At 56.5% G+C, this 15698-nt stretch carries 14 protein-coding genes; 3 read left to right on the plus strand and 11 right to left on the minus strand.

The genetic code is table 11. The features are described 5' to 3' along the window. The 3 genes from Q1Y74_RS05955 to polA form a co-directional block, all read right to left on the minus strand. Window positions 1-360: BT4734/BF3469 family protein (locus tag Q1Y74_RS05955; protein ID WP_300812884.1), on the minus strand; the 360-nt coding region annotated here is incomplete at its 3' end. Between the two features lie 344 nt (window positions 361-704). Next, window positions 705-1088 (minus strand): DUF3836 domain-containing protein, encoded by a 384-nt coding sequence (locus Q1Y74_RS05960; protein ID WP_300812885.1) that lies wholly within the window; start codon window positions 1086-1088, stop codon window positions 705-707. Between the two features lie 278 nt (window positions 1089-1366). Next, complete coding sequence (polA, locus tag Q1Y74_RS05965) at window positions 1367-4201, minus strand: DNA polymerase I (protein ID WP_300812887.1); 2835 nt, start codon at window positions 4199-4201, stop codon at window positions 1367-1369. Between the two features lie 86 nt (window positions 4202-4287). Between polA and Q1Y74_RS05970 the strand changes: the two genes are divergently transcribed. Then, window positions 4288-5262, plus strand: a complete 975-nt coding sequence (locus Q1Y74_RS05970) for a polyprenyl synthetase family protein (protein ID WP_300812890.1) — start codon at window positions 4288-4290, stop codon at window positions 5260-5262. 98 nt (window positions 5263-5360) lie between these two features. Here Q1Y74_RS05970 and deoC read toward each other — a convergent pair whose 3' ends face one another. From deoC to mnmG, 6 genes are all read right to left on the minus strand, one after another. Next, window positions 5361-6263 carry a deoxyribose-phosphate aldolase gene (gene deoC / locus Q1Y74_RS05975; RefSeq protein WP_300812891.1) on the minus strand — a complete coding sequence of 301 codons (903 nt, stop codon included), beginning with the start codon at window positions 6261-6263 and terminating at the stop codon, window positions 5361-5363. Continuing rightward, the gene (locus Q1Y74_RS05980) at window positions 6250-6588 is read right to left on the minus strand and encodes a nucleotide pyrophosphohydrolase (protein WP_300812894.1); all 339 of its coding nucleotides are present in this window, start codon (window positions 6586-6588) and stop codon (window positions 6250-6252) included. Before Q1Y74_RS05980 ends, deoC begins: the two co-directional genes overlap by 14 nt. Window positions 6589-6605: 17 nt before the next feature. After that, window positions 6606-7058, minus strand: coding sequence for a D-aminoacyl-tRNA deacylase (dtd, locus tag Q1Y74_RS05985; RefSeq protein WP_300812896.1), 453 nt, complete (start codon window positions 7056-7058; stop codon window positions 6606-6608). Between the two features lie 111 nt (window positions 7059-7169). Continuing rightward, on the minus strand, window positions 7170-9008 hold the full coding sequence (gene uvrC, locus Q1Y74_RS05990) for an excinuclease ABC subunit UvrC (protein ID WP_300812898.1): 1839 nt from the start codon (window positions 9006-9008) through the stop codon (window positions 7170-7172). Window positions 9009-9087: 79 nt separating this feature from the next. Continuing rightward, a complete protein-coding gene (locus tag Q1Y74_RS05995; RefSeq protein ID WP_300812899.1) occupies window positions 9088-9612 on the minus strand; it encodes an adenine phosphoribosyltransferase in 525 nt (174 codons plus the stop codon). 57 nt (window positions 9613-9669) lie between these two features. Next, window positions 9670-11544, minus strand: coding sequence for a tRNA uridine-5-carboxymethylaminomethyl(34) synthesis enzyme MnmG (mnmG, locus tag Q1Y74_RS06000; RefSeq protein ID WP_300812901.1), 1875 nt, complete (start codon window positions 11542-11544; stop codon window positions 9670-9672). Between the two features lie 437 nt (window positions 11545-11981). Here mnmG and Q1Y74_RS06005 point away from each other — a divergent pair, with 437 nt between their 5' ends. Continuing rightward, window positions 11982-12827, plus strand: coding sequence for a hypothetical protein (locus Q1Y74_RS06005; protein ID WP_300812903.1), 846 nt, complete (start codon window positions 11982-11984; stop codon window positions 12825-12827). Between the two features lie 60 nt (window positions 12828-12887). Here the strand turns inward: Q1Y74_RS06005 and ybeY are convergent, their stop codons facing one another. Continuing rightward, a complete protein-coding gene (ybeY, locus tag Q1Y74_RS06010) occupies window positions 12888-13331 on the minus strand; it encodes an rRNA maturation RNase YbeY (protein ID WP_300812904.1) in 444 nt (147 codons plus the stop codon). Between the two features lie 166 nt (window positions 13332-13497). Next, complete coding sequence (locus tag Q1Y74_RS06015) at window positions 13498-14727, minus strand: nucleoside recognition domain-containing protein (protein WP_300812906.1); 1230 nt, start codon at window positions 14725-14727, stop codon at window positions 13498-13500. A 165-nt stretch (window positions 14728-14892) separates the two neighbouring features. On the opposite strand from Q1Y74_RS06015, the gene Q1Y74_RS06020 reads away from it, so the two are divergent. Then, window positions 14893-15633, plus strand: a complete 741-nt coding sequence (locus Q1Y74_RS06020) for a DNA alkylation repair protein (protein WP_300812908.1) — start codon at window positions 14893-14895, stop codon at window positions 15631-15633. Window positions 15634-15698: the final 65 nt, after the last annotated feature.

Raw genomic sequence — 15698 nt, forward strand, 5'->3', positions numbered from 1 at the left:
GGCAGCCACCACCCAAGGCAAGGTGCTGACGCGGCGTACGATTTCGTCCGTACGTTCGTCGGTATGGTCCAGGTCGATGCACAGCAGTCCGCTGTAGCTTGTCAGGTTGCGCACGGCGTGCCCGCCGCGGCAGGTGCCCGCCGTCACCACGCAGGGCGTGCGTCCCTTCACCGCCTGCGCCTCGGCCCTGCGGTCCGGCTGCGCGGCCAGTCGGCGGTAGTTCAGTGTGTGCGCCTTGAAGTCGTCGCCGCGCACCCGTTCGATGAAGCGGGCAAAGGGAATGTCGCGGGGCTTTTTGCTCCTGACGTCCGGAAACTCGGAGACCAGGAACGGTTCGTGTTTTGCAGTTGATGTTTCCATAGTAACCATCAAGTTTGAGTCCGACCGCCAGCACCATTGCTGCGGTCGCTGCAAAACAACACAAAATATTTTTGCCCGTTCCCCGATTTTGGAGTACTTATTTGCGCAACCCGCTGACAACCAGCGCCTCTTTCAGACAAAAACACTCCAAACGCAGTTTTATGGTTTATTAACGTGGCTGACCGGAGACCGGGATGCCGATGTGTCTTGCCGCAGAGGGCGGATATGTCCGTGCCGGCTATAAAGACAGAGGGCACACCGTCGGGGTGTGCCCTCAATCCTTGCGAAGCCGGCATCCGGCCGCCTTCGGATATGGTTTTTCTTAAGAGAGAATTGGCAGGTTGTTAGAGGTTGGGGTTGTCCATGGTGACGGTCATTTCGGGCTGCAGCACGTACTGGCCTTTCTTCTTGCTCCACTTGTAGTACTCGGTGGTGATGGTCTTGCCCTGATACAGGTAGTGGATGCAGATGTCCTTTTCCCACTGGTTGCGGTCGCTGTTCCACTTCAGTGTCTCGCTTTCGGTCATGCGGTTCTGCTCGTCGTACTTGTAGTTATGCTTCATGTAGTTGGCCAGCAGGTTGCCGTCTGTCTTGTACACTGTCTGTCCCACCATCACGCCGTTAACCTCTTCCGAATTGTAAATAAGGTTGTTCTTGTTGTCGGCCGAAGCATTCAGGGCACAAGTGAAGAGAAGAGTAGAGAACATCAAAGTTTTTAAAATTTTCATGGCTGTTATGTTTTTGGTTTATATTTTACATTTGTCTTTTGATTGCCTCTGAAATCGGGCGCAAAGGTAGGCATTAAATTGACACAACGCAAAGAAAAAGCAATTATTTTATCAATATGTCAGCTTTCCGTGTTTTCTACCCCTTTCTTTTTGGCAAGATGAATGAACAAAAAATATCCGGCAGTGGGGCTGCCGGATATTTTAGTGTACAAAGTGCACTTGAAAGGATTTGCTTGCTTGGCTTTCTGATTGTAAGTTAAATAACGTTATAGCCTCCGTTAGTGGGCTTCGAGCCAGTTCTTTCCCCAGCCGCAATCGGCCCTGAGGGGCACCTGCATGGGGTAGGCGTTCTCCATTTCCTCGATTACAATTTTCTGTACCAGCTCCTTTTCTTCGGCCGGAACGCTGAAATTCAGTTCGTCGTGGACCTGTAGAATCATCTTTGCTTTCAGATTGTAAGCTTCGAAGCGGCGGTGGATGCGCGCCATGGCCACTTTGATGATGTCGGCGGCGCTTCCCTGGATGGGGGCGTTGATGGCGTTCCGCTCGGCATAGCCGCGCACCACGGCGTTGCGCGAGTTGATGTCGGGCAGGTAGCGCTTGCGGCGGAAGATGGTCTCCACGTAGCCTTTCTCGCGGGCTGCCTCGATGCTGCGGTCCATGTATTCCTTCACTTGCGGATAGGTGGCGAAGTATTCGTCAATCAGTTCCTTGGCCTCCTTGCGGTCCACGTTCATGCGCTCGGCCAGCCCGAAGACCGAGATGCCGTAGATGATGCCGAAGTTGGCGGTCTTGGCCTTGCGGCGCATGTCGGACGTGACGTCCTTCAGGTCCACCTTGTAGACTTTGGCGGCGGTGGCGGCGTGGATGTCGTGTCCGCTGCAGAAGGCTTCAATCATGTTGCGGTCGCCGCTCAGGTGGGCCATGATGCGCAGCTCTATCTGCGAGTAGTCGGCCGAGAAGAACTCGCAGCCGTCGTCGGGGATGAAGGCCTTGCGTATCTCCTTGCCGTCCTCGTCGCGGATGGGGATGTTCTGCAGGTTGGGGTTGCTGGAACTGAGGCGGCCGGTGGCAGTGACGGCTTGGTTGAACGAGGTGTGTATCCGTCCCGTGCGCGGATTGATGAGCTGGGGCAGGGCGTCCACGTAGGTGCCGAGCAGCTTCTTCAGCCCGCGGTGCTCCAGTATCTTGCCCACGATGTCGTGCTTGCCGCGCAGACTCTCCAGCACTTCTTCCGAGGTGACGTACTGGCCCGTCTTGGTCTTCTTGGGTTTCTGCATCAGCTTCAGGCGGTCGAAGAGCACTTCGCCCACCTGCTTGGGCGAGGCGATGTTGAATTCGCCTCCGGCCAGGCGGTAGATGTCCTGCTCTATCTCCTGCAGGCGCACGTTGAAGTGTTCGGACGAGAGCTTCAGCGCGTCGGTGTCCAGGCGCACGCCGTTGGTCTCGAGATTGACCAGCACGGGGACGAGGGGCATCTCTATCCCGGCAAACAGCTGCTCGGCGTCTTGTGCCTTCAGCTCTTTCTCCAGCACGTTCTTCAGCCGCAGGGTGATGTCGGCGTCCTCGCAGGCGTAGACGTAGACATCCTCGGGCCGGAGGTCGCGCATGTTCTTCTGGCCTTTGCCCTTCGGGCCGATGAGCTCGTCGATGTGGATGGTGCGGTAGTGCAGGTATATCTCGGCCAGGTAGTCCATGTTGTGGCGCAGTTCGGGCTGGAGGACGTAGTGGGCGAGCATGGTGTCGAAGAGGGGGCCTTTGACGCGGACGCCGTAGTTCTGCAGGACTATCAGGTCGTACTTGATGTTTTGCCCCACCTTCAGCGAGCGCTCGTTTTCGTAGAGCGGGCGCAGGTCGTCCACGATGCGCCGTGCCTCTTCGCGTCCGGCGGGGACGGGGACGTACCAGGCCCTGCCTTCGGCGTCGCTGAAGCTCATTCCCACCAGTTCGGCCTCCATGGGCTCGGTGCCGGTGGTCTCCGTGTCTATTGAGAGAATTTCCGTTGTAAGCAACTTTTGAACAAATTCCTTTCTTTTCTCTTCTGTATCAATCAGTTGATAGTCTGTTTCTGCCTGATTGAAGCTCGCGAGATTTGAATTTTTCCGTTCGTCCGTCCCCTCGTCCGCAAATTCTGCAAACAAATCGCCTTGCAGCGGGGCGGTAGCGGCTGTCGGAGCGGCAGCGGCGAACAGGGTGCCTGCATAGGGGTCGGCTGCGGGAGAGGGTGGGGGAGTGGCGGACTTCTTCAGCACGCGGTCGATGAGCGAGCGGAACTCCAGCTCGTCGAAGATTTTGCGCAGGGCTTCCTCGTCCGGCTCTTCGCGCACCAGCTTCTCCATCTCCAGCTCGATGGGCACATCGGTCTTGATGGTCGCCAGAAATTTGGAGAAGCTGATGCTTTCGCGGTTGTTCTCCACCTTCTGCTTCAGCGCGCCCTTCAGGCGGTCGGTGTTGGCCAGCAGGTTCTCGATGCTGCCGAATTCGGCTATCAGCTTCTGCGCGGTCTTCTCGCCCACGCCGGGACAGCCGGGTATGTTGTCCGAGGCGTCGCCCATCAGGCCCAGCATGTCTATGACTTGGGCGGTGTTCCCGATGCCGAACTTGGCTTTCACCTCTTCCGTGCCCATCACCTCAAAGCCGCCTGTGTGTTTGGGTCGGTACATGAACACGTGTTCGCCCACCAGCTGCCCGTAGTCCTTGTCGGGCGTCATCATGTAGGTGGTGATGCCCCGCTTGCCGGCTTCGGTGGCCAGTGTGCCGATTACGTCGTCGGCCTCATAGCCGGGCACTTCGAGAATGGGGATGCGGTAGGCGCGGATGATGTCCTTTATAATAGGTACGGAGAGGCGGATGGTCTCGGGCGTCTCTTCGCGCTGGGCTTTGTATTGCTGGTAGGCTTCGTGGCGGAAGGTGGGGCCTGCGGGGTCGAAGGCAACTCCCAGGTGCGTGGGGTTCTCCTTTTTCAGCACTTCCTCCAGGGTGTTTACGAAGCCGAAGATGGCCGAGGTGTTCAGTCCCTTGGAGTTGATGCGCGGGTTTTTGATGAGTGCGTAGTAGGCCCGATAGATGAGCGCGTAGGCGTCGAGCAAGAAAAGTTTATCGGTTGAATCCATATATTTATCTTTTTTTTCTTGGTAAAAGTACAAAAAAATACGGTATTAACCGTTTTATTACTATTTTTGTAGGCAAATAGTCACGGATGAACATACTATCAATCATAAAATCTCCAATATCGGCCGAACTGGAGGATTTCGTACAGCTTTTTGACAGTTCGCTCGACAGCTCCAATATCCTGCTGAAGCGTGTCATCACCCATATCCGTCAGCGGAATGGCAAGATGATGCGTCCCATGCTGGTACTGCTGGTGGCCAAGCTGTGCGGCAACGTCAGCCGGCAGACTTATCATGCGGCGGTGGCGCTGGAGCTGTTGCACACGGCCAGCCTGGTACACGACGATGTGGTGGACGAAAGCTCCGAACGCCGTGGCCAGCTCTCGGTGAATGCGGTGTTCAACAACAAGGTGGCTGTCTTGGCGGGCGACTATCTGCTGGCTACGGCTCTGGTGCAGGTAGGGCAGACGCGCAACCACGACATCATCGACGTGGTGTCCGCCCTGGGTCAGAACCTGGCCGAAGGCGAGCTGCTGCAGCTTTCCAACGTCAGCAATCTTGAGTTTTCCGAAGCTGTCTATTTTGACGTCATCCGCAAGAAGACGGCCGTGCTCTTTGCCGCCTGTACCAAAGCGGGGGCCTTGTCTGCGGGAGCAACCGATGAAATGGTAGAATCCGCACGTCTTTTCGGCGAATACATCGGCTTGTGCTTCCAGATTAAGGACGACATTTTCGACTACTACGAGAGCAAGGAGATTGGCAAGCCTACGGGCAACGACATGCACGAAGGCAAGCTGACTCTGCCCGTGCTCTATGCGCTCAATTCTACCCGCAACGAAGAGGCCTGCGCCTGGGCCGTCAAGGTGAAGAACGGTACGGCCAACGCCGATGAAATCGGTCGTTTGGTGCAGTTCACCAAAGAGAACGGAGGCATTGAGTATGCTGCGAAAGTGATGGACGACTATCGGCAGAAGGCCTTTGCGCTTCTGCCCGAAGGTACCGATTCCGAGGTCCGGCAGGCTTTGGAGGCTTACTTGAATTATGTGGTGGAAAGGGAGAAATAATCCCTGGCAATGATACAAGCAAAAGGCCGCTTTCCGAATGGGAAAGCGGCCTTTTGTCTGTCGGAAAGGAACCTGTCGGTTCCCCTGGTGAGGATTGTTCAGAAGAACTTGGTCTCCTGTCCCAGAATGTCGCTCAGCAGCAGGTTGGCCAGTCGGCTGGTGCCCAGTCGGAAGAGCTGGTTGTTCAGCCATTCATCGCCCAGCACTTCCTTGACAATGGTGTAGTAGACGAGGGCATCACGCACGCAGTTGATGCCTCCGGCGGGCTTGAAGCCAATTTTGTTGCCAGTCTCTTCGTAGTATTCCTTGATGGCCTGGCACATGACGTAGGCGGCTTCGGGCGTGGCTGCAGGCTGTTGCTTGCCGGTAGAGGTCTTGATGAAGTCGGCGCCGGCATACATGGCCAGGATGGAGGCCTTCTTGATGTTGCTGGCTGTCTTCAGCGCTCCTGTCTCCAGAATCACTTTCAGATGGTGCTCTTTGCAGGTCTCCTTCAGCTCCTGTATTTCGTCGCAGAGGCCTTCGTAGTCGCCGCTGAGGAACTTGCCTACGGAGATGACAATGTCGATTTCATCGGCTCCTTCCATGATGGCCATGGCCGTTTCGGCCACTTTCACTTCGATGAAGGTCTGAGAGGAGGGGAACCCTGCCGATACGCAGGCAATCTTCACTTCTTCCACCTCCAGCGTGTCCTTCACGATTTCCGCGAAGTTGGGATAGACACAGATGGCGGCCACGTTCTTCAGGTCGGGAAACTCTTCTTCAAAGCGGTTGACCTTTTGCGTGAAGCGCATGACGCTTTCGTCGCTGTCTTCGGTCTTCAGGGTGGTGAGGTCAATGCAGTTGAACAGCCTTTTCTTCACCTCTTTCGTATCGTTTTCGGGGAGCTTTTCTTCGATGATTGCGGCTACTTTGGCGGCTATGTTGGCATCGTCGAGCCTTGTTTCGTACTTGGCCAGGGCGGCCTCGTACTTGTTTTGGGTGAGTTCATAATTCTCCATGCTCTTTCAATTTAGGGTTGTTGATATGTCTTGTCCGGTCTCTTCCGGTTTTCTTCTCGATGGTTTGTTGGAAAGCCTTTGTCAGGTCGGTGCCTGTCTGGTTGGCAATGCAGAGCAGCACCCAGAACACGTCGGCAATCTCTTCTTCCAGGTTCTCCTTTTCACCCGCCTTGAACGACTGGTCGCCGTATTTGCGGGCCATGACGCGGGCCAGTTCGCCCACTTCTTCGGTCAGGACGGCCATGTTGGTCAGTTCGCTGAAGTAGCGCACGCCGTATTGTTTGATCCAGTCGTCCACCTGTTTCTGTGCTTCTTCCAGTGTCATATCCTTGTCTTTATTCTTTATTCCTTGTTCTTTGTATCTATGCAGATGGTCACGGGGCCGTCGTTCATCAGCTCCACCTTCATGTCCGCTCCGAATTCACCGGTTCCGATGTCCTTGCCCAGCGCGGTGGAGAGCGCTTCGCAGAAACGGTTGTAGAGGGGGATGGACGTTTCGGGCTTGGCTGCCCGTATGTAGCTGGGGCGGTTCCCTTTCTTGGTCGAGGCGTGCAGCGTGAACTGGCTTATCACCAGAATGTCGCCCCCTGTCTCCAGGATGGATTTGTTCATTACGCCGTTTTCATCGTCGAAAATGCGCAGGTTTACTATCTTCTTGCACAGCCAGTCAATGTCTTCCTGCCCGTCGGCTTCTTCGATGCCCACCAGTATCATCAGCCCCTTTCCGATGGCCGATTTGCAGGTGCCGTTGATGGTGACCGAGGCGTGCCCGGCCCGTTGTATAACTACTCTCATAACTGCTTTTCTTTGTTTGTTGTCGGCTTCAAAGTTAAGAATAAAATCGGGACACCGTATTTCCCGGTCCCTGCTTTTACGTTTTTTCAGACAGTGCCGATGTGTTGTCTGTCATTCTTCTGCCTTCGTGCTGAAATGTTCGCGGATGATGCGTGCCTTTGCTTCGCCCACTACAGCGGCCAGGGCTTCGGGTTCGGCTTCGCGGATGCGCTTCACGCTTTTGAATTCTTTCAGCAGGGCCGTCTTGCTTTTTTCGCCGATTCCCTTGATTTCATCGAGGGCGGAGCTGATTTGTCTCTTGCTTCGCTTGTCCCGATGGAAAGTAATGGCAAAACGGTGTACTTCGTCCTGGATGTGGGTGAGCAGGCGGAAGAGGGGAGTATTCTGTTTCATGCCGATGACCTGCGGCGGAAAGCCGTAAAGCAGTTCCGACGTGCGGTGCTTGTCGTCTTTGGCCAGGCCTGCCACGGGGATGTCCAGCTTCAGCTCCTCCAATACTTCTTTAACGGCGCTCATCTGGCCTTTTCCGCCATCGGTGATGAGGAGGTCGGGCAAGGGTGCGTTTTCTTCTACAGCGCGCGAATAACGCCTTCTGACGACCTCCTGCATGGAGGCATAGTCGTCCGGCCCTTCTACTGTCTTGATGTTATACTTGCGGTATTGCTGCTTGGCAGGTTTGCCCTTGATGAAGACCACGCAGGCCGCTACAGGATCGGAGCCTTGAATGTTGGAGTTGTCGAAGCATTCTATCTGCATGGGCAGCCTGTCCAGATGGAGCTGGTCTTGTATTTCCTTCAGCAACCTTGTAGTCCGTTGTTCGGGGTTCAGCTTTTCCTGTTGCTTCAGCCTGTCAGCCTTGTATTGCTTTACGTTCAGAATGGACAGCTCCAGCAGTTTCTTCTTGTCTCCTCGTTGGGGTACGGTGAATTCGACATCCTTCAGCTCTATTTCCAGGGGGAAGGGAACGATGATTTCGCGGGAAAGGCTTTTGTAGCGTTCCCTCATCTCCACGATGCCCAGCTGCAGCAGCTCCTCCTTGCTTTCGTTCAGCCGCTTTTTGTACTCGAAGGTGAAGGCCTGGTTGATGGCGCCGTTCTTGATGTGGAGATAGTTGATGAAAGCGGCCTGTTCATCGTCGTCCTCTTCGATGGAAAAGACGTCAATGTTGTGCAGCACGTTGCTTACCACTTCCGACTTGGCACAGTAGTTTTCTATCAGCAGATATTTTTCCTTTATCTTCTGTGCTTCTTCAAACTTCATTTCCGCTGCCAGTTCCTGCATCTGCGTGTAGAGCATCTGCTCCACGCCGCGCGTATTCCCCTTAAGAATTTCCTTGATTTCACCGATATTTTTCAGGTATTCCTCTTCGCTCTGCTTGCCGATGCAGGGGCCTGCACACTTTTTGATGTGGTATTCCAGACAGACGTTGAACTTTCCCGTCCGGATGTTTTCGGGGGACAGGTTCAGGTTGCAGGTACGCAGCGGATAGAGTTGTTTGATGAGGTCGAGCAGCGCGTTCATGGTCGGTACGTGGCTGTATGGCCCGTAGTACGAAGAGCCGTTGCGGATGATGCGCCTGGTTTTGAACACCCGCGGGAAATATTCGTTTTGAACGCAGATGGAAGGGTAGGTTTTGTCATCCTTCAACAGGACATTGTAGCGTGGACGGTATTTCTTGATGAGGTTGTTCTCCAGCAGTAGGGCATCTTCTTCCGTGTTCACCACAATGTAGCGAATGTCTGCAATCTTGCTGACCAGAACTCTGGTCTTCCCGGGCTCGTGCTCCCTGTTGAAATAGGACGATACTCTCCGCTTCAGGTTTTTGGCTTTCCCTACGTAGATGATTGTCCCTCCGGTGTCCAGGTACTGGTAAATACCGGGGCTTTCGGGGAGGTTCAGTACAATTCCCTTCAGATATTCGTTTAGTTTAAGTTCGGTTGATGTGTCCATTCGTTCAATAGTTTGGTAGAAGGCTTGCAGAAATGCGATTTTGCTTCTGCTGCTGGTTGATTTGATGCTTTCTGAGCTTTTACAGTGTCAGTACGCTTTCGACCTCGATGTCTTTGTCGAATACATCTTTTCCATGCAGGGCCTCCAGTTCGATAATGAAGTTCACAAACACCTTTCGGGGATTCATTTGTTTTACGAGCTTGCAGGCGGCAGCCATCGTTCCTCCCGTTGCCAAGAGATCGTCGTGCAGCAGGACAACGTCGTCCTCGCTGATGGCGTCCTTGTGCATCTGTACGGTGTCCTTGCCGTACTCCTTGTCGTAGCTTTCCTCAATGGTTTCGGCGGGCAGTTTGCCGGGCTTGCGGATGGGGACGAAGCCGGCGCCCAACCGTGTGGCCAGGATGGGCCCCATGATGAAGCCTCTCGATTCGATGCCTACCACTTTCGTAATCCCCCGGTCCTTGTACATGTCGTACAGCGTGTCCGACAGTTCCTTCAGCGCCTCGGGGTTTTTGAAGAGGGTTGTCACGTCGTAAAACAGGATGCCGGGGATGGGGAAATCGGGAATTTCCCGAATGTTTTGCTTAAGCGTTTCTTTGCTCATAACCAGAATATTTAGTTCATTTATTGAATTATTTGTTTCACGTGGAACCAGCCTTGCTCAACGCCCGCAAAGCACCAGCAGGACGTTGATGTCGCTGGGCGATACGCCTGGGATGCGGCTGGCCTGGGCAATGGTCTCGGGGTCTATCTTCACCAGCTTCTGCCGGGCTTCGGTAGAGAGCGATTGCAGGGAGTTGTAGTCGAACTTGCCTTTAATCTTGATGCTTTCCAGCCGGGCCAGCTTGTCGGCAATGATTCTTTCCCGTCCGATGTAGCCTTCGTACTTGATGAGGATTTCGGCTGCCTCCAGAATTTCCTCGCGCCGTTCGTCCACCTTGTCCAGTTCGCGCTTGAAGGCGCTGATGTGGTCGCTCAGGTTGGCGATGGTGATTTGCGGACGGTTGAGCAGTTCTACCAGCTTGCAGCCCTGGCGGAGTGGAGTAGTGCCCAGCGCTTCGAGCGTGGGGTTGATGAGGGCGGGCTTGATGGAATAGTTGCGGGCAAAGTCGATGATGCGGTTCACAGCCTCGCGTTTCCGTTTCAGCAGTTCGTAGCGTTCGTTGCCGGCCAGTCCCAACTTCCAGGCGCGTTCCGTGAGGCGCATGTCCGCATCGTCCATGCGGAGCAGGATGCGGTATTCTGCGCGCGAGGTGAACATGCGGTAGGGTTCGTCCACGCCTTTCGTCACCAGGTCGTCGATGAGCACGCCGATATAGGCTTCGTCCCTGGCCAGGGTGAACGGTTCGCCTCCGTGGCAGTTGATGTGTGCGTTGATACCCGCCACGATGCCTTGTCCTGCCGCTTCCTCGTATCCCGTTGTGCCGTTCACCTGTCCGGCAAAGAACAGGTTCTTGACCTTCTTTGTCTCCAGTGTATGCTTCAGCTGGGTGGGGTCGAAGTAGTCGTACTCGATGGCGTAGCCCGGACGGTAGACCACCATGTCCCTGAAGGCCGGAATCTTCTTCAGCGCTTCCAGCTGGATGTCCATTGGCAGCGACGAGGAGAAGCCGTTCAGGTAGAGCTCCTGCGTCGTCTCGCCCTCCGGCTCCAGGAAGAGCTGGTGCTGCGGTTTGTCGGGGAAGGTGACAATCTTAGTCTCGATGCTGGGGCAGTAGCGGGGGCCGATGCTCTGGATTTGTCCGTTGAAAAGGGGCGAATCGGGCAGGCCGCGGCGCAACACCTCGTGTACTTCCTCGTTGGTGAAGCACGTCCAGCAGGGCAGTTGCCGCAGGTGTCGGGTGGGGGTGTCCATGAAGGAGAACTTGTGGAAGTCGTTTTCGCCTTCCTGTATTTCCATGTCTTCGTAGTGGACGCTGCGTCCGTCGATGCGGACGGGTGTGCCCGTCTTCATCCGCCCGTAGGTGATGCCCTGGGCCGCGATGGATTCGGTCAATTCGTAGGATGCAGGCTCGGCCATGCGTCCGCCCGGCAGCATGGTGCGGCCCACGTGCATCAGTCCGTTCAGGAAGGTGCCTGCGGTCAGTACGACGCATTTGGCGTGAAACGTCACGCCCCACACGGTCCTGACGCCCGCCACTTCGCCGTCCTTGACCAGCAGCTCGCGCACCGTGTCCTGCCAGATGTGCAGGTTGGGCGTATTCTCCAGCACCTCGCGCCATGCCCAGATGAACTTGTTGCGGTCGCACTGCGCGCGCGGGCTCCACATGGCCGGTCCTTTCGAGCGGTTCAGGATGCGGAATTGGATGGCGGTCTTGTCCGTCACCAGTCCCATGAATCCGCCCAGCGCATCCACTTCGCGTACCATCTGTCCTTTGGCTATGCCGCCCACCGCGGGGTTGCAGCTCATCTGCCCGATTTTGTTCATGTCCATGGTGATGAGACACGTCTTCGAGCCCAGGTTGGCAGCGGCGGCGGCGGCTTCGCATCCCGCGTGTCCGGCGCCTATCACGATTACGTCATACTTGAATTCCATTTGTAAATGTTGGTTTTGATTACGCCACAAAGTTACTAAAAAGTTATGGGTCTGTGGAAAATCCTTGCGATTTTTGCGGACAGGCGGACGGGAAGACGGAAATAACGGCGTAAAAACGCATTAGGGAAAATCAGGATGTCAGCTGCCGGTGGTGTATCTGATACATTTTGATGCTGTATTTCCCTTTTTCGCTTTCCTTGCGGCGACACTTCGCCTGCTTTACGGGCTGTTTCGCTTTCAAAATGATTGTTCCCGGCATTCCCGATTTACGTGCAAACCAGACACGGCGCCGGTTTTTCGGGCCTGCGGGCGGCCTGGCGAGGCCGTGTGGAGACGCCTGCGTTAAAGAATAAAAAATAAATGGCGGACGGGTAGGGGGAGTGGTGAGCTTTCTTTATCTTTAAGAGTGAATTTCCGCAAACAGAAAATAGCCAGTTATGAAAGCAAGAAGATATATCCTCCGTCTGTTGCCGGTGTTGGCCCTGTTGTTTGTCTCCTCTGTCCTCCGGGCGCAGGAAGACAGTACCCGTGTGCGGCGCGACAGTGTCAGCGCTTCTTTTTCGGGCAATCTTTTGCCTGCGCTTCCCGATGCACCGGCTCCGTCGGCCGGGAGTCTGTCCGGGAAGTTGTCTCCCGATGCCGGACAGACTCTGCCCCGTTTCCTCCCCAATCCGGCCAATGCCCTGCCTTACTACACCAATCCCTCGCCCATGTTCCGCGGCGACTATACCACGGGCGGCACGCTGGGCCGTTCGGGCCGCAACCTGTTCTGGGGTTCGGGCAGTCAAAACAGCATTCCCGGCATCGGGCGGATGAACGAGGCCACCCTGGGCTATCAGCGCGAGCTGAACGACAAACTTGCCTTGCAGGCCAGCATCAATGCCATCAAGATGAACATGGACCACTTCAGCGGCCAGTCGTTCACCGCCGGGGGCGCGCTTGTCTACCGTCCGCAGGAACATCTGCGCTTCACGCTTTTCGGTTCGGTGGACATGGGCAATGCCGCCGGCCTCTTCTCCATGCCCTACCAGTACGGCGGTACCGTGGGCTTCGACCTGGGCGACCACTTCAGCATGGAGCTGGGCGTGCGGCGTTACTACGACTCCTTCACCGGCCGCTGGGAGACACGCCCCGTCGTGATACCCACCATCAATTTCAACGAGAAATTCAAGCTGGGCCTGGACGTGGGGCCGCTGATTTACGATATTCTGCGTAGCGTCATCTTCGACCAGAAAGACCGTAGCAGCGGGCCTACCATCATGCCCGATTTCCCTCACCGATGAGGGTTAAGGCGGTTGGCGGCGTCTACACAGTCTGCGCTGTCTGCCGCTTGTGCCACGGGGTTATTCCTGGCTCTGCCGGGCGCCTGTTCCGCCTCTCATGTCCAATGCCCGGTTCTCGGCCTCTTCCATGATTTCCCGTTCTCCGGGTCCCTTGTCGTTGATGCCGCAGAGGTGCAGGATGCCGTGTATGATGACGCGGTGCAGTTCCCGTTCGTAGTCGTTGCCGGCAAACTGCTCGGCGTTGGTGCGCACGGTGTCCAGGCTGATGAAGAGGTCGCCGCTCAGGCGGTTGCCCTCGCAGTAGTCAAAGGTGATGATGTCCGTGTAGTAATCATGTTGCAGATACTGGCGGTTCACCTCCAGAATCTTTTCGTCCGAGCAGAAGATGTAGGCCACTTCGCCCACGCGTTTGCCGTAGCTGGCTGCCACGGCCTTGATCCACTCCGTCGTCTCACGTTTCTTGATGTCCGGCATTTCCACGCCGTCTGTTTGGTAGGTAATCATAATGCATTCAGGTCTCGCCTCCGGCTTCCTTTTCCCAAGGATAGGGCAGGGAAGGATGGAGGGTAATTGGGGTATTATCTATTGTTCTTATTTCACATTCTGTTCTTGTCTGTCTTTCTTTCCCGTCCGTTTTTCCTTTGTTTTGGAAGCGAGGCCGGGGGCGGGTTCAGAAGAACCAATAGCTGATGACGATGGCGGCCACGATGCCCGACACGTCGGCAATGAGTCCGCACGTCACGGCGTTGCGGGTGCGGGTGATGCCCACGCTGCCGAAGTACACGGCCAGGATGTAGAACGTGGTGTCCGACGCTCCGCGGGCCACGCAGCTCATGCGTCCCACGAACGATTCGGCTCCGTATTCCTTCATCGTGTCTATCATCAGGCCGTTGGCCGCGCTTCCGCTCAGCGACTTCATCAGGGCGGTGGGCAGGGCGCCCACAAAGCCGGTGTCCACCCCGCAGAGGCCCACGACGTAGCCGATGCCGTCCACCAGCAGGTCCATGGCGCCCGAGGCGCGGAACACGGCGATGCCTACCAGGAAAGCCACCAGATAGGGGATGATGCGCACGGCGGTGGTGAAGCCCTCCTTGGCGCCCTCAATGAAGGCGTCGTAGACGTTGATGCGCTTTCTTACGCCCCACAGGATGAAGAGCAGGATGATGCTGAACAGGATGATGTTGGCCGCCAGGGTGGAGTAGGCGCCCATCTCGTCGCGCCCCACACGGACAAACAGCCAGATGAGGGCGGAGAAGAAGAGCGCGATGCCGCCCACCAGGATGAGCACCGGCCGGCAGAACAGGTTGAGACGCTGCGACAGGCTGACCGCCGTCACGCCCACAAGGGTGGACACGGTGGTGGTGAGCAGGGTGGGGATGAAGATGTCCGTAGGCTGGGCCGCTCCCAGCTGCGCGCGGTACATCATGATGCTCACCGGGATGAGTATCAGCCCCGAGGTGTTCATCACCAGGAACATGATCATCGGGTTGGTGGCCGTGTCCTTCTTCGGGTTCAGTTCCTGCAGTTCCTTCATGGCCTTCAGGCCCAGCGGGGTGGCGGCGTTGTCCAGTCCCAGCATGTTGGCCGACAGGTTCATGAAGATGCTGCCCATGGCCGGATGTCCCTTGGGGATGTCCGGAAAGAGGCGGCAGAACAGGGGGCTGAGCCAGCGGCTCAGGGCATTGATCATGCCGCTGTTCTCGCCTATCTTCATCACGCCCAGCCAGAGGGCCAGCACGCCCGTCAGCCCCAGCGAAATCTCGAAGGCGTTTTTGGAAGAGTCGAAGGTGGAGTTCACCAGTTGCGTAAATATTTCCGTGTCGCCCATCAGCAGCAGGCGCACCAGCGCCACGATGAAGGCAATGACGAAAAAGGCAATCCAGATGTAGTTCAGTACCATAATGCAGTCGGGTTGGTTGGAATTTCTTTCATACGTAGCGGCAAAAATAGAGATTACTTTCCATAGTTTGTCAGAAAATACCGTATTTTTGTCCTCATCTTGGCCGGCTTGCCGTGCGCCCTGCCGCATGCGCCGCCTGCCGTACACCGTTTAACTGCCTGCCGCATGAAGCAATCAGAACAAATCCGGGCCGAGCTGGAGGCCTGCATCAATCCCGTGAAGCGCGAATACCTGCCCCGCTTCTTCAAGACGGGCAAGGGAGAATATGGCGAGGGCGACCGCTTCCTGGGCGTCGTGGTGCCCGACACGCGCCGGGTGGCCCGCCGCCACAAGGACGCGCCCTTCGGCGTGATGGCCGAGCTGTTGCAGAGCGAGTGGCACGAGTGCCGCCTCTGCGCCCTGCTGATGATGGTGGAGCGCTTCCGCAAGGCCGGCCCCGCCGGGCAGCAGGCCGTCTACGACTTCTACCTGACGCAGACCGCCCGCATCAACAACTGGGACCTGGTGGACCTGTCCGCCCCCTACATCGTGGGCGAGTATCTCAAAGACCGTCCCCGCGACGTGCTCTACCGCCTGGCGGAGAGTGACTGCCTCTGGGAGCGGCGCATCGCGGTGGTGGCTACGTTCGCGCTGATTCGCCGCAACGACTTTGCCGACATCCTGCGCCTGACGGAGTACTTCCTGCACCCGTACGCGTCGGCCGCGCCTTCGCTTCCTGCGCCCCGCATGCACGACCTGATGCAGAAGGCCCTTGGCTGGATGCTGCGCGAGATGGGCAAGCGCGACAAGGGCCTGCTGGTGCAGCTGCTCAGCCGCTATGCCGCCGTGATGCCCCGCACCATGCTGCGCTATGCCGTCGAGAAGTTCCCCGACGACGAGCGGCGGGAGTTCATGGGGCGGCGCTGACCCCTGCGGACAAAGGCCTCCACACAGACAAGAAACGAATTTAATCACCTATCAATCTGATGAAT

Source organism: uncultured Bacteroides sp., assembly GCF_949298305.1.
Lineage (GTDB): Bacteria > Bacteroidota > Bacteroidia > Bacteroidales > Bacteroidaceae > Bacteroides.